Here is a 13,763-nt window from a genome sequence, read left to right on the forward strand (position 1 = left end):
CCGTTCCGGAGATAAGACCTGCCCTTAGTTCGTTTCGGCCACCGGTTGCGGCTTGACCGCCTCGGCCGAAACGACCTTGGGCGCGGGTCCCTTGGCAATCGCAGCCGCCAGAGCCTGCGTCTCGCCACATCCCTTGCCGCACAGGCCTTCGAGGCGAACGAGATTGGCTTTCGCCTTGTCCAGCGCGCCCTTCTCCGCCATCGCGGTGCCTTCACCGGAAATCGCAGCAAGATTGCCCGGATCGCGATCCAGCACGACCTTGTAATAATGGATCGCCTTGCCGGGCAGGCCTCCCTTGCGCGCAGTATCGCCCAGCGCGACGAACGTCCCGACATAACCCGGATCAATCGTCAGCGCGGCTTCGAAAGCATCCGTGGCGCTGTTGAGATCGCCATGTTCGAGCGCGGCCCGCCCTGCTGCCAGCAAAGCCTGCGCCCGTGGATCCACCGGATCGTTGACCCGCGCCGATCCCATGCTCCCCGTCACGGCCAGTGCGAGAGACAAGGCAAGGGCGGCGGGAAAATAGCGCATCAGCAACTCCTTGACCGGCGTATCGGTCTTTCGTGTGCGACCGGTTTGCATGGCCGTATCGATTATCATGCGGCCACCAGGTTTGCGAAGTAAAACCCGTCGGTTCCGTCATGTCCCGGAGTGAGGCGCCAGCCCGGCCCGTGCCCGCGCCCGATCGGCGCATCGACAGGCACGGTGCGCCATCCCGGATAACGAGCGAGAAAGGCGCCAACCGCATCGGCGCCTTCTTCATCAAGCAGCGAGCAGGTGATGAACGTGATCCGACCGCCGGGACGAACCAGTTCCACCGCAAGATCGAGGACATGGGCCTGCGCCCGCGCATAACGCACAATGGTCTCAGGCGTAAGGCGCCAGCGCGCTTCGGGATTGCGTCGCCATGTGCCCGTCCCCGAACACGGCGCATCGACCAGGACCGCGTCCGCCTTGCCGGCAAAGCCGCGCAAGGCTTCCCGTTCGCGCCCCGCGTCGAGCAGGCAGGTTTCGACCGTGGCCCCTGCCCGCGCAGCCCGTTCGGGCAACCGCGACAGGCGTGCCCGGTCGATGTCGCAGGCGACAAGGCGCCCGCGATTTTCCATCGCCGCTGCAAGAGCCAGAGTCTTGCCCCCTGCTCCGGCGCAAAGGTCGATCACGGTTTCGCCCGGCTGAGCATGAAGGGCGGTACAGGCCAGTTGACTGCCCGCGTCCTGCACCTCGAACAGACCTTCGGCAAATTCGGGCCAGCTTTCCGCCGGCGTTCCCGATGCCAGACGCAGGGAATCGGGGACAGGCCCCGGCTCTGCGGCAACCGGCAACCGAGCGAGCAAGGCGTCGCGCGTGACCTTAAGGCGATTGACGCGCAAGTCGAGTGGCGCGCGATCGAGAAGCGCAGCCTGTTCACGCTCGTCGAGACCGCTTTGGGTCAGACGCCGGACGAGCCAGCCCGGCGCGACACCGCCCGAAGCGGGCCGTTCCGACGGGTCGATGGGAGCCGGACCATACCGCGATCCATCAAACAGGGCAGAAAGGTCGGCATTGCCCGATGCAAGACGGAGAATCGCGGCGCGTCCGTCCGCCGGAATATCTCCGCAGGCCCGGATCGCGTCCCAGGCGAGATCGCGGATCGCCCGCCGGTCTTTCGACCCGACGAAGCGACGTTGGCGAAACCATTCGGCCGCAATGCGGTCTGCCGACGCGCCCTGCCGACGCGCGGCTGCGATCACCTCGTCAAGGATGTCGATCGCCGCCTGAACACGCGCCGCAGGGTTCACGGGAGTGCGCTACCCGAAGCCTTACCGGGTGGGGTAGTTCGGGGCCTCGCGCGTGATCGTCACGTCATGGACGTGGCTTTCACGCAGACCGGCATTGGTGATGCGCACGAACTTCGCATTGTGGCGAAGGTCCTCGATCGTCGCGCTGCCGGTATAGCCCATGGCTGCCTTGATCCCGCCGACCAGCTGATGGACGACGTCCCGAGCGGGGCCCTTGTAAGGCACCTGGCCTTCAATCCCTTCGGGAACCAGCTTCATCTGGTCCTTGATGTCCTGCTGGAAATAGCGGTCGGCCGAACCGCGCGCCATCGCGCCGACCGAACCCATCCCGCGATAGGACTTGTAGGCGCGCCCCTGGTACAGGAACGTTTCGCCCGGCGCTTCCTCGGTCCCGGCAAGCAGCGACCCGATCATGATCGTGCTGGCACCGGCGGCAAGCGCCTTGGCCGCGTCGCCCGACGTGCGCAGGCCCCCGTCGGCGATAACCGGAACCTTCGAACGCCCGGCTTCCTCGGCGCATTCCATCACGGCCGTCAACTGCGGCACGCCGACACCGGCAACGATGCGGGTGGTGCAGATCGAGCCCGGCCCGATGCCGACCTTCACCGCGTCCGCCCCTGCGTCGATCAGCGCACGGGTCGCTTCGGCGGTGGCAACGTTGCCCGCGATCACCTGGACATCGTTGGACAGCTTCTTCACCGCTTCGACCGCACGCGCGACGTCGGCATTGTGGCCGTGGGCCGTATCAATGACGATGACGTCGCATTCGGCTTCGATCAGGGCCTTGGTCCGGGCAAAGCCCTTTTCACCGACCGTGGTCGCTGCGGCCACGCGCAGCCGTCCGGCCGCATCCTTGGTCGCATTGGGATAGTTTTCGGACTTTTCGATGTCCTTGACCGTGATGAGGCCGATGCAACGATAGGCCTCGTCGACCACCAGCAGCTTCTCGATCCGGCGCTGATGCAGCAGACGGCGGGCATCGTCGCCGCTGGTGCCGAGCTTGACCGTCGCGAGATTTTCCTGCGTCATCAATTCGCGCACCGGCTGCGACGCATTGTCGGCGAAACGCACGTCGCGGTTGGTGAGGATACCAACCAGCTTGCCCGAAGCCTCGACCACCGGGATACCGCTGATCTTGTGGCTGCGCATGACCGCCTGCGCTTCGCCCAGAGTGGCGTCGGGCGCGATCGTGATCGGATTGACGACCATGCCGCTTTCGAAACGCTTGACCGCGCGGACGGCGGCGCACTGTTCGACGACAGTCAGGTTGCGGTGAAGAACGCCGATGCCGCCAAGCTGGGCCATGACGATCGCCATGTCGGCTTCGGTCACAGTGTCCATAGCAGAGGACAGCACGGGAATGTTGAGCGAGATTCCGGTCGTCAGGCGCGTACGCGTGTCGGCCTGGCTGGGAAGGATGTCGGACGCCCCCGGGCGCAGCAGGACATCGTCATAAGTCAAACCAAGCGGAATATCGATCACGGCGGCCACTTTCTCTCCGGGGGGAATCGTGGCGGCCCATGTAATCAAGCGGGGCGAATATGGCTAGAGGGGTTATTGCCTCCTTGCACAAGAGATCTGCGCCTACCGCTTGGTGATCTCCTGATGCGGGACCGGCGGCCCGGAAAACCGACGGGAATCGGCAAAAAAACGGGCCAGTTCAACCTGGAGCACGACATCCTCGGCCATGCCGCCATATTGCACCTGTGCCGCGATATCGGTCGGGCGATGATAGCGTTCGTCCATGAAACGGTCGAGCCGGGCCTGATCGGAATAGGCACTGCTGACCATCACGGCCGGAACGTCATGCTGGATGAACACCCACCCATCCTGTCGCCGGACATAGGCATTGGCAGCATTTCCGGAGACCTCCTTCTTGTGCAATCCCTTGAGCACGGTGGAGATCCCGTCGTCGAGATCGGTCATGCCCGACCCGATCACGCTGACCGGAAGCCCGGCGGGCACGAGCCCGGTGCTGTCGACGTTGAGCACCGCGACAATGGCATCGAGCGGGATCGGTGGATTTTCCGCAAAGGCGAGCGCACCCAGGAACCCGACTTCCTCGCCGGTCGTCGCCAGGACATAGATGTCGCGATCGCTCTGGCGCCCGGCCGACAGCATGCGCGCCGCCTCGGTCACGACGGCAAGGCCGCTGGCATTGTCGACAGCGCCGTTGCAGATCAGGTGTTCGGCAGGCGGTTCGGCGCAACGCCCGAAATGATCCCAGTGCGCCACCAGCACGACCGCGCCCAGATCGTGCCGCTTGCCTTCGATTTTGCCGATCAGGTTGTGCGTATGGATGCGCGTCTCGCGGCTCGTCGCCTCGAGCGTGCCGGTGAGGCCGATGGGGCGCGAACTGAAATCTTCCTGCTCGCCAAGCGTGCGCAAGGCGTCGAGCCCCCCGCCGCCTGCCGCAGCCAGAATCTGCTCGGCAACCGCCGGAGTCATGTAGGCCTGCAGGTCCCCGCCCAGACGTTCGCCGTTGAGAGCATAGCCGGGACGCCGACGCCGCGAGACCACGTCCTCGATCGTGCGCTTTGCATCGAGCACGGTGATCACCGCCGCCGCTCCTGCATCAAGGAGGCGCCCTGCGCGCGCGTCCTGTCCTTCGCCTTCGGCGGCGACGGTCTGACTATCGAGAATGACCGCGATCCGCCCGGCAAGTTCGGTCCGCGCGGCATCGGGATTGGCCCCCTTGCCCACGAAGAGCAGCGGCGCATCCTCGATCAGGCTGCGCAAACCCGACGTCACGACAAAAACGCCGTTGCCATCAATGGGCAGGCGGCGATGACCGCGCAGGAACACCATCCGGCTAAGGTCGGGCACGCGCTCGACCACTTCGACCGGCGCAAACCATTCGTTGCCCGGATCGTTGGTCCCGCTGACCATACCGATGTCGAACCACTGGCGGGCAAGGTACCGCAAAGTCCGCGTCTCGCCGTCGGTTCCCGGCTCACGGCCGCCGAACTCGTCACTGGCAAGCGTTTCGACATGTCGCCGCAAGGCTGCTTCGAGCGGGCTGTTCACCTGGGGCTGGGGCGCACGAGAGCGCGCCGAAACCGCATCGGACGCCATGATCGGGGACAGCAGCAATGCCAGTGCCATGGCCAGAGTACGAAGCAGCCAAGACCCGTCCGGGTCCCTCCACCCCGCTACCTGCCAACACTCCATCGTCGATCCCCAACGTCCCGTCGCACGAACCCTGCCTGACAAATGGCGAAGGATGGCGCAAGTTCCCAATTGCCTGAACAGCTTCGGTTCATCGCAGGAGTGGCAAAAGCGGCGGCGCGATGGCATGGCGATGCCGTGGTGGAAAACTGGCAGAACAGCAGCCGGTCAGGACCACGACAAAGAGGAACACAAGGACAGTGCGGCTCGACGATTACGATTCCTCGATCGATGTGGAAGACCAGCGGGGGCGCTCCTTTGGTGGAGGTGGGGGCTTCGGCGGCCTGCCGATGTGGCTGCTTTTCACGGTCTGGCGCATGTTCGGATGCACCGGCGTCGCGGTCCTCCTGGGCGGGGTCGCCCTCTTCGGCGCGTTCCAGTTTGCCGCCCATGGCCCGGTCGGCGGTTCGTCCGCCGTGCAAGGCGGGCACACGCTCCAGCAAAGCTGCAACATCAACGCCTATAGTCACGAAAGCTGCAACGCCTTGTCCTCGCTCGACAAGACGTGGAAACCGGTCCTTGCCCGCATGGACGTGCCGTTCCGCGCGCCCAAGCTGGTCTTCTATTCGCGCGAAGGCGAATCCGGCTGCGGCGAAGCGCAAAGCGCCATGGGACCATTCTATTGCCCAAGCGACATGGGCATCTATCTCGACACCAGCTTCTATGACGAACTCGCCGGGAAGCTCGGCGCAGGGGGCGATTTCGCACGCGTCTACGTGATCGCGCATGAATTCGGACACCATGTACAGAACCTGCTCGGCACGTCCGACAAGGTCCGCACCGCCCAGGAACGCAATCCGGGCGAAGCCAACCCGCTGTCGGTCAAGCTCGAACTTCAGGCCGACTGCTATGCCGGTGTCTGGGCCGCGCTCAACAAGGACCGGATCGAAGCCGGGGACATCGAGTCCGGCCTGAAAGCCGCACACCAGATCGGCGACGACACCCTGATGAAGGAAGCCGGTCGCACCCCGGTCGAAGCGGCCTTTACCCACGGCAGCGCGGAACAGCGCATGCACTGGCTCAAGACCGGTCTCGACAGCGGAGGGAACCCGAAGGCCTGCGATACGTTCAAGGGGAATGACTGACCGTCCTCGTCCTTCCGCCCGCCTCCGGTTTGGGCCCCTGCTGCTGACAACGATGGCGCTGGCGGCCTTGCCCGCCATGCCGGGGCAGGCCCAGACTGTCGTTGCGCCCAAACCGGTCACCGCCGGGGACATCGCGACAAAGCCGCTCGACGACCTCAATCTCAAACGCGACCGCGTGCCGGACACGCTCCGGCTGGCGCTTGAGGATCCCTACCGCATTCCGCACCCCGACACTTGTGCTGCACTCGCGCGCGAAGTGACGAAACTGAACGCGTCGCTGGGACAGGATATCGACACCGCACCCTCGCCAACGCTCAAGCAGAAGCGGGCCCGGGCGTTCGGCAATGCCGCCCGCGCGGCCGTCGGCAGCCTGATCCCCTTCAACGGCGTGATCCGCGAAATCACCGGCGCCAATGCCGCCCAGCGCAAACGCGAACTCTATCTTTATGCAGGCAGCCTGCGCCGCGCATTCCTGAAAGGGTATGGAACGACCCATGGCTGCCGCTATCCGGCGGGCCCGGCGACACCTCGCGACAAGGCTCTTGCCACCCAAGGAGCAGGCAAAGACACCGGCAAATGAGCGCGATTGCACGACAGCAATCCTGCAAACGCCCTTTGCACTCGCTTTCCAAGGCCTTGCGGTCCTATGATGGGCACTGAATTGCGAGGCTGCGAAACCCACCATGTCCAATTTCCCCCGCTCCGCCCTCCCCCTGGGTCTGGTTGCGGCCCTCGGGCTGGCCCTGCCCCTATCGGCGCAAACCGTCGTCGCGCCAAAGCCCGTGACCGCGCAGGATATTGCCACCAAGCCGCTCGACGACCTCAATATCAAGCGTGATCGGCTCGCGCCGATTCTCGATGCCGCGCTCGCCGACCCCTATGGACTGCGTAACTCTCCAACATGCGCATCGCTGGCCTTGGAAATTGCAGCACTCGACAGCGCGCTGGGCCCCGACATCGACTCCGCTCCGACCCTTACCACCGGAGAAAAGCGTACGCGTGCCGTCGGTACTGCCGCCCGCGAAGTGGTCAGCAGCTTCATCCCCTTCGACGGCGTCGTCCGGGTGGTATCCGGCGCCAATGCCAGCGACCGCAAGCGCCAGCTCTATCTTTACGCGGGCAGCCTGCGCCGCTCATTCCTCAAAGGCTATGGCGTGAGCCAGCATTGCACCTTCCCCCCGCTGCCAGCTCAGGCCCCGAAAGAGACGGCAAAGCGCAAATGACCGGTCGATACACCGGCATCTTTCGCGAAACCGGGATTTTCCGCTGACAAATCAGCAGGATTTCCGTAGTCTCGCACCACAGAGAGTGAACGGATTGCAGGTTTGATGAACGCGACACAGAGCAACGCCGACACCCTTTCCCATGGGCTGGTTTCCGCCGTGCGCGGGGCCGTGCTCGATGTCGCCTTTGCCCAAGGGTCGCTTCCTGCAATCAACGAAGCCCTGCACATTGCTCTTGCCGACGGCCGCGTGCTCGTCGCCGAAACGCAGGCCCACCTCGACCCCACGCAGGTTCGCGCCCTCGCGCTCGGGCCGACGGCCGGATTGCGCCGGGGGACTGTCGCCCTGGCGACGGGGGCGCCGATCACCGTGCCGGTGGGAGATACCGTGCTCGGACGCCTGCTCGACGTGACGGGCACGGTCGGCGACCATGGCGCGGACTTGCCCGGCGACACCCCACGCTGGCCAATCCATCGCGCCGCGCCGCCGCTGTCGGCCCAGACCGGCACGTCCGACCTGTTCATGACCGGGATCAAGGTCATCGACCTGCTGACGCCGCTGGCTCAGGGTGGAAAGGCGGCGATGTTCGGCGGCGCCGGTGTGGGCAAAACCGTGCTCGTCATGGAACTGATCCACGCCATGGTCGCGGGCTATGACGGCATTTCGGTCTTTGCCGGTGTCGGCGAACGCTCGCGCGAAGGACACGAAATGCTGCTCGACATGCGCGGATCAGGCGTGCTCGACCGCACCGTCCTCGTCTACGGCCAGATGAACGAACCGCCCGGCGCCCGCTGGCGCGTGCCGATGAGCGCGCTGACCATTGCCGAATGGTTCCGCGACGAAGCGCGCCGCAATGTCCTGCTGCTGATGGACAACGTGTTCCGCTTCGTTCAGGCGGGCGCGGAAGTCTCAGGGCTGCTCGGGCGCCTGCCTTCGCGCGTGGGGTATCAGCCGACGCTCGCCAGCGAAGTCGCCGCGCTCGAAGAACGCATCGCCTCAGTCGGCGGTGCCTCAGTCACGGCCATTCAGGCGGTCTATGTTCCGGCCGACGACTTCACCGACCCGGCCGTCACCACGATTGCCGCCCATGCCGACTCGATGGTGGTCCTCTCGCGCGCCATGGCCGCCGAAGGGATCTATCCCGCCGTCGACCCGATCGCCTCCTCGTCCGTCCTGCTCGATCCACTGGTGGTGGGCGAGGAACACGCGACGACCGCCCTCGAAGTGCGGCGCGCCATCGAGCATTACCGCGAGCTCGAAGACGTGATCGCTCTGCTCGGAATGGAGGAACTGGGTGCCGAAGACCGCCGCATCGTCGGGCGGGCTCGCCGCCTGCAGCGTTTCCTGACCCAGCCTTTCACCGTGACCGAGGGACTGACCGGGACGCCCGGCCGGTCGGTCAAGCTGGCCGACACGATTGCCGGATGCCGCGCCATTCTCGACGGGGAATGCGACGACTGGGCCGAAGCCTCGCTCTACATGATCGGGACGCTCGACGAAGGCCGGGCCAAGGAAGCCGCCGCAAAGAAGGCCGCTGCATGAGAGCGCCGCTCCACCTCACCATCGCGACGCCGACGCAGATGCTCGTCGATTGCGACGATGTGGTGGCCCTGCGCGCAGAGGACGAAACCGGCAGCTTCGGCATCCTGCCCGGCCATGCCGCATTCCTCACCGTCCTGCCGGCGTCAGTGGTGCGTTGGCGGTTGAGCGACGGCAGCGAAAAGGTCTGCGCCTTGCGCGCGGGCGTCCTCTCCGTGCGCGACGGTCAGGTGGCGATTGCCGCGCGAGAAGGCGTTCCCGGCGGGGCGCTTGCCGATCTTGCCGGAGACGTCCTTCATGCGCAGGAAGGCGAAACCGACGCCGACCGTCGGGCCCGCGCCGAACAGACGCGCCTCCATGCCCGTGCCGTGCGACAGATGGTTCATTACCTTATGCCCGACGGCGGATCTTCCGGAGGCAACTGGTCATGACCCGCAATGCCATGGAAGAAGCCGCGCGCAAGGCACGCGAACGGTCCGATGCCGGCGCCCGCGATCCCGAACCCTCGCTCGCCGCCCGCCTCGGACAGATCGGCGTTCTGGGGTGGACAATCGTCGGCCCGATGCTGCTTGGCCTTTTCGCCGGGCGCTGGCTCGACCGCAAACTGGATACCGGCATTTTCTGGTCCGCGCCGCTGCTGATGCTGGGCGCGGTGATCGGCGGCTGGGCCGCATGGAAATGGATGCACCGCAAGCTATGACTGCCAACCTTCTCCTGATCCTCGCCTTTTTCGGCGGACTGGTGCTGGGCCTCGTCCATTTTGCCAGCCTCAACCTTGCGGTCACCCGATACGTCGATGGACGCACCGGCACTGCCCTTGCGGTTCATGCCCTGCGCATGGTCGTTCTGGGCGGCGCTCTCTATGCCCTTGCGCGCACCGGCACCGGCCCGTTGCTGGCGGGCGCGCTCGGGATCTTTGCCGGACGCATCGTCATCATGGGGTTGCGGCGGTGAATTCCCCGCTCGTCCTCGAACCGCTCTTTCACGTCGGGCCGGTTCCGGTGACGCAGCCTGTGGTCGTGACGTGGGTCATCATGGCCGCTTTGCTGGCGGGAAGCCTTTGGCTCCGCCGTCACCTCACCATGCGTCCCAGTCGGGTTCAGGCGGTCGCGGAAATGATCGCGGGCACGATTGACGGGCAAATCCGCGAGGTGATCCTATCCGACCCTGCCCCTTATCGCGGCCTTATCGGCACGATCCTGATCTACGTCCTGATCGCCAACTGGTGCTCGCTCGTTCCGGGTATCGAACCGCCGACGGCGCATCTCGAAACCGATGCCGCGCTCGGCCTGATCGTGCTGGTCGCGACAATTGCCTACGGCATCCGCGCCAGAGGCCTTGTCGGCTATCTCAAAAGCTTTGCCGAGCCGACCTGGGTCATGATCCCGCTCAATCTGGTGGAGCAGATCACCCGCAGCTTCTCGCTCATCATCCGCCTGTTCGGCAATGTCATGAGCGGGGTCTTCGTCGTCGGCATCATTCTCTCGCTCGCGGGCCTGCTCGTCCCCATCCCGCTTATGGCGCTCGACCTGCTGACGGGGGCGGTACAAGCCTATATTTTCGCCATTCTGGCCACGGTCTTCATCGGCGCGGCGGTCAGCGAAGGCAACGACAGGACCGAAAAGGACAAACCGGCATGACCACCGAACAGATCAGCATTCTGGCCGCCGCACTTGCCGTCTCCTTCGGCGCGATCGGTCCGGCCCTTGCCGAAGGCCGCGCCGTCGCGGCGGCCATGGATGCCATCGCCCGCCAGCCCGAATCGGCGGGGACCTTGTCCCGCACGCTGTTCGTCGGATTGGCGATGATCGAAACCATGGCAATCTACTGCCTCGTCGTCGCGCTCCTCCTGCTGTTCGCCAACCCGTTCATCCACGGCAACGGCGGCTGACGCGCCATGACCATCGACTGGTGGACACTGGGCCTGCAGACAATCAACCTGCTGGTTCTGGTGGCGCTTCTGGGACATTTCCTGCTGAAACCGCTGGCCGCCATCGTCGCCGCGCGACAGGCCGAGGCGCAGCGCCTGCTCGACGAGGCTGCATCCGCCCGGGATCAGGCTCAGAGCGAAAGCAAGGCTCTCGACGCAGAGCGCGACAAACTCGCGGCCGAAAAAGCTGCGACACTCGCTGCTGCAGAAGCTGAAGCGCAGGAACAGCGCAAGGCCCTGCTCGATGGAGCGCGCGCCGAAGCGGATACGGCGCGCGCGGAAGCCGAAGCCAAGGCCAAAGGCCTTCTCGCCGAAGCGGACAGTGAAATCGGCTTGCGCGCGCGCCTGCTCGCCGCCGACATCACCGCGCGCCTGCTGGCTCGCGCGCCGGGGCTCACCCGGGCCGAAGCCTGGCTTCCCGGACTGGTCGAAGCCTTGGGCGCCCTTCCCGACGCCACGCGCGCTCGCATTGCGCAAGGGCCGATCACTCTGACATTCGCCCGCACTCCGGACGAGGCAACCCGGCAGACGTGTCGACAGACGCTCGAAACCGCGCTGGGGCAGACGCTCGACCTGACCTTTGCCGAGGATCCCACCCTGATCGCAGGCCTTGAACTGTCGAGCGCCGACGCGATCGTGCGCAACAACCTGCGTGCCGATCTCGACCACATCGCCACCCGCGAGGACCATGATGAGCGAGGCTGATCCCTCCCCCCGCGACGCAGAATGGCTGGCCCGCGAACAGGCGCGCCTGGACGCCCTTCCGCTCGGCCCTGCCTCGGAAAGCTTTGGCCATGTCGTTCACGCTGCCGACGGCATTGCCCGCATCGCCGGGCTTCCCGAAGTCTGCATGGGCGAACTGCTGCAATTCGCGAACGGCGCGATGGGCTTTGCCCTGACGCTCGACACCGAGACGGTCGAGGCCGTCGTGCTCGACGACCTGCCCGACCTCGGAGCAGGCACCCGGGCAAGCGGAACGGGCGATGTCGTGCGGGTCCCGGTCGGGGAAGCCCTGCTTGGCCGGGTCATCGATCCGCTCGGCCGTCCGCTGGACGGACGCCCGGCTCCCGCCTGTCACGAAACCTGGCCGATCGAGCGCCCGGCTCCGGCCATCATCGAGCGCGATCTCGTCTCCGAACCGGTGGAAACCGGCGTCCTTGTCGTCGACGCGCTCTTTGCGCTCGGACGCGGTCAACGCGAACTTGTGATCGGCGACCGCGCGACAGGCAAGACCTCGCTCGCGCTCGATGCCATCATCGCCCAGAAATACAGCGACATGATCTGCATCTATGTCGCGGTCGGCCAGCGCGCGAGCGCCGTCGAGCGGGCCATCGAAGCCGTTCGCGCCCATGGCGCGCCCGAACGCTGCATTTTCGTGGTCGCTCCGGCAGCGGCTGCCCCCGGCCTGCAATGGATCGCACCTTTTGCCGGTTTCTCGATCGGCGAATGGTTCCGCGCGCGGGGACAGCATGCCCTGATCGTGGTCGACGATCTGACCAAACACGCCGCTACCCATCGCGAACTCGCCTTGCTCACGCGCGAGCCGCCGGGGCGCGAGGCCTATCCGGGGGATGTCTTCTATCTCCACGCCCGCCTGCTCGAACGTGCGGGCAAGCTGTCGGCGGAATTGGGCGGCGGGTCCCTGACCGCGATTCCCATTGCCGAAACCGACGCGGGCAATCTCTCCGCCTATATCCCGACCAACCTGATCTCGATCACCGATGGTCAGATCGTTCTCGATTCCCGCCTCTTTGCCGCCAACCAGCGCCCCTCGGTCAATGTCGGGCTCAGTGTCAGCCGCGTCGGGGGCAAGGCGCAAAAACCAGCCATGCGCCAGTTTTCCGGACGTGTCCGGCTCGAATACGCACAGTTCCTCGAGCTTGAAATGTTCACGCGTTTCGGCGGCATGTCGGACACCCGGGTCAAGGGACAGCTCGCACGCGGACAGGCCATCCGCGCCTTGCTTGAACAACCGCGCTTCACCCCTTTGCGGGCAATCGACCAGATCGCCTTGCTCGCTGCACTCGAAGACGGCGCTTTCGACACGCTGTCGACGCAGGACTTGCGCGCCTTGCGCAGCAAGGTCGGCGCACGGATCGATGCCGGCGCCCATGACGCGATCACCGCGATCGAAGAAGGGCGAACGCTCGACGATGCGCAAAAATCGGCGCTGATCCGCGCAGTCGGCAATGGCTGAACGCCTCAGCGAGATCGAAGCTCGGATCGGCAGCGTTCGCCAGTTGTCCGCCGTCATCGGCGCCATGCGCGGGATCGCTGCCGTCCGTCTGCGCGAAGCGGAAACCCGACTCGAAGGCATTCGCGCCCATGCGCGAACCGTGGCTGAGGCCATTGGCGAGACACTGGCTCTTGCGCCGGCGGCTGCAGGCCCCCCACGGCGCGAAGACGGGCATCTTGTCATCGCCCTGTGCGGTGAACACGGTTTTACCGGTCGCCACGACGAGGCCTTGCTCGACCGCGCCATGGCACAGGTCCGCTCCGACAAGGACCTTCTGCTGGTCGGCGATCACGCACTCGCCAAAGCGCAGGATCGGGGGATTTCACCGTGGCACAGCTTGCCGATGGCAGCCCATGCCGATGAAATTCCTGCCCTTGCGACGCGGGTCGGCGATCTTCTTTACGCGCGTCTTCTCGACGGCAACACGCGCTCGGTCTCCATCGTCCATGCCCGTCCAGGCCACAGTGCCGAGACGCGGATCGCCGACCGCAATCTGCTGCCGTTCGATTTCGGGCGGTTCGCCCCAAGCGGATCGCGACAGCCGCCCCTGTTCAATCTTCCACCCGCACGATTGTTGACGCGGCTGAGCGAGGAATATGTCTTCGCCGAACTGTGCGAAGCCCTGATGCTCAGTTACGCTGCCGAGAACGAGGCTCGCATGCGCGCGATGATCGCTGCGCGCGGCAATGTCGAACAACGCCTCGACACGCTGACCGCCGACGCACGCCGCCTGCGCCAGGAAACCATCACCAGCGAAATCACCGAGCTCGCCGCTTCTTCACAACAAGTCTGAAGACCATGCGG

General features: G+C 65.5%; 16 protein-coding genes. 12 read left to right on the forward strand and 4 right to left on the reverse strand.

The window, feature by feature from the left end; translation table 11 throughout:
• Nucleotides 1-24 precede the first annotated feature (24 nt).
• From Y88_RS04600 to Y88_RS04615, 4 genes are all read right to left on the reverse strand, one after another.
• Complete coding sequence (locus tag Y88_RS04600) at nucleotides 25-600, reverse strand: tetratricopeptide repeat protein (protein ID WP_008066712.1); 576 nt, start codon at nucleotides 598-600, stop codon at nucleotides 25-27.
• Nucleotides 597-1,778 carry an RsmB/NOP family class I SAM-dependent RNA methyltransferase gene (locus tag Y88_RS04605; protein ID WP_008066721.1) on the reverse strand — a complete coding sequence of 394 codons (1,182 nt, stop codon included), beginning with the start codon at nucleotides 1,776-1,778 and terminating at the stop codon, nucleotides 597-599. Before Y88_RS04605 ends, Y88_RS04600 begins: the two co-directional genes overlap by 4 nt.
• A 21-nt stretch (nucleotides 1,779-1,799) precedes the next feature.
• Nucleotides 1,800-3,257: an IMP dehydrogenase gene (guaB, locus tag Y88_RS04610; RefSeq protein WP_026166807.1), complete on the reverse strand. Its 1,458-nt coding sequence runs from the start codon at nucleotides 3,255-3,257 to the stop codon at nucleotides 1,800-1,802.
• Nucleotides 3,258-3,362: 105 nt separating this feature from the next.
• Complete coding sequence (locus tag Y88_RS04615) at nucleotides 3,363-4,883, reverse strand: M28 family metallopeptidase (protein WP_008066723.1); 1,521 nt, start codon at nucleotides 4,881-4,883, stop codon at nucleotides 3,363-3,365.
• Nucleotides 4,884-5,146: 263 nt separating this feature from the next.
• On the opposite strand from Y88_RS04615, the gene ypfJ reads away from it, so the two are divergent.
• The 12 genes from ypfJ (at nucleotide 5,147) to Y88_RS04675 (ending at nucleotide 13,752) form a co-directional block, all read left to right on the forward strand.
• Entirely contained in the window at nucleotides 5,147-6,031 is an 885-nt protein-coding gene (ypfJ, locus tag Y88_RS04620; RefSeq protein WP_008066724.1) for a KPN_02809 family neutral zinc metallopeptidase, read from the forward strand.
• Nucleotides 6,024-6,611 carry a hypothetical protein gene (locus tag Y88_RS04625; protein ID WP_232280913.1) on the forward strand — a complete coding sequence of 196 codons (588 nt, stop codon included), beginning with the start codon at nucleotides 6,024-6,026 and terminating at the stop codon, nucleotides 6,609-6,611. Before ypfJ ends, Y88_RS04625 begins: the two co-directional genes overlap by 8 nt.
• Before the next feature lie 202 nt (nucleotides 6,612-6,813).
• On the forward strand, nucleotides 6,814-7,254 hold the full coding sequence (locus tag Y88_RS04630) for a hypothetical protein (RefSeq protein WP_008066726.1): 441 nt from the start codon (nucleotides 6,814-6,816) through the stop codon (nucleotides 7,252-7,254).
• Between the two features lie 105 nt (nucleotides 7,255-7,359).
• Nucleotides 7,360-8,796 carry a F0F1 ATP synthase subunit beta gene (atpD, locus tag Y88_RS04635; protein WP_008066727.1) on the forward strand — a complete coding sequence of 479 codons (1,437 nt, stop codon included), beginning with the start codon at nucleotides 7,360-7,362 and terminating at the stop codon, nucleotides 8,794-8,796.
• On the forward strand, nucleotides 8,793-9,224 hold the full coding sequence (locus tag Y88_RS04640) for a F0F1 ATP synthase subunit epsilon (RefSeq protein WP_008066728.1): 432 nt from the start codon (nucleotides 8,793-8,795) through the stop codon (nucleotides 9,222-9,224). Before atpD ends, Y88_RS04640 begins: the two co-directional genes overlap by 4 nt.
• Nucleotides 9,221-9,493 (forward strand): AtpZ/AtpI family protein, encoded by a 273-nt coding sequence (locus Y88_RS04645; RefSeq protein WP_008066729.1) that lies wholly within the window; start codon nucleotides 9,221-9,223, stop codon nucleotides 9,491-9,493. The genes Y88_RS04640 and Y88_RS04645 overlap by 4 nt, the downstream gene beginning before the upstream one ends.
• Complete coding sequence (locus Y88_RS04650; protein ID WP_018075361.1) at nucleotides 9,490-9,747, forward strand: N-ATPase subunit AtpR; 258 nt, start codon at nucleotides 9,490-9,492, stop codon at nucleotides 9,745-9,747. The genes Y88_RS04645 and Y88_RS04650 overlap by 4 nt, the downstream gene beginning before the upstream one ends.
• Nucleotides 9,744-10,433, forward strand: a complete 690-nt coding sequence (locus Y88_RS04655; protein ID WP_008066732.1) for a F0F1 ATP synthase subunit A — start codon at nucleotides 9,744-9,746, stop codon at nucleotides 10,431-10,433. Before Y88_RS04650 ends, Y88_RS04655 begins: the two co-directional genes overlap by 4 nt.
• Nucleotides 10,430-10,684 (forward strand): F0F1 ATP synthase subunit C, encoded by a 255-nt coding sequence (locus tag Y88_RS04660; RefSeq protein ID WP_008066733.1) that lies wholly within the window; start codon nucleotides 10,430-10,432, stop codon nucleotides 10,682-10,684. Before Y88_RS04655 ends, Y88_RS04660 begins: the two co-directional genes overlap by 4 nt.
• Nucleotides 10,685-10,690: 6 nt before the next feature.
• Nucleotides 10,691-11,428, forward strand: coding sequence for a hypothetical protein (locus Y88_RS04665; RefSeq protein WP_008066735.1), 738 nt, complete (start codon nucleotides 10,691-10,693; stop codon nucleotides 11,426-11,428).
• Nucleotides 11,415-12,920, forward strand: a complete 1,506-nt coding sequence (locus tag Y88_RS04670) for a F0F1 ATP synthase subunit alpha (RefSeq protein WP_008066737.1) — start codon at nucleotides 11,415-11,417, stop codon at nucleotides 12,918-12,920. Before Y88_RS04665 ends, Y88_RS04670 begins: the two co-directional genes overlap by 14 nt.
• Nucleotides 12,913-13,752, forward strand: coding sequence for a F0F1 ATP synthase subunit gamma (locus tag Y88_RS04675; RefSeq protein ID WP_008066739.1), 840 nt, complete (start codon nucleotides 12,913-12,915; stop codon nucleotides 13,750-13,752). Before Y88_RS04670 ends, Y88_RS04675 begins: the two co-directional genes overlap by 8 nt.
• Nucleotides 13,753-13,763 lie beyond the last annotated feature (11 nt).

Origin of the sequence: Novosphingobium nitrogenifigens DSM 19370 (assembly GCF_000192575.1) — a bacterium.
In the GTDB taxonomy this organism is placed as follows: Bacteria; Pseudomonadota; Alphaproteobacteria; order Sphingomonadales; family Sphingomonadaceae; genus Novosphingobium; species Novosphingobium nitrogenifigens.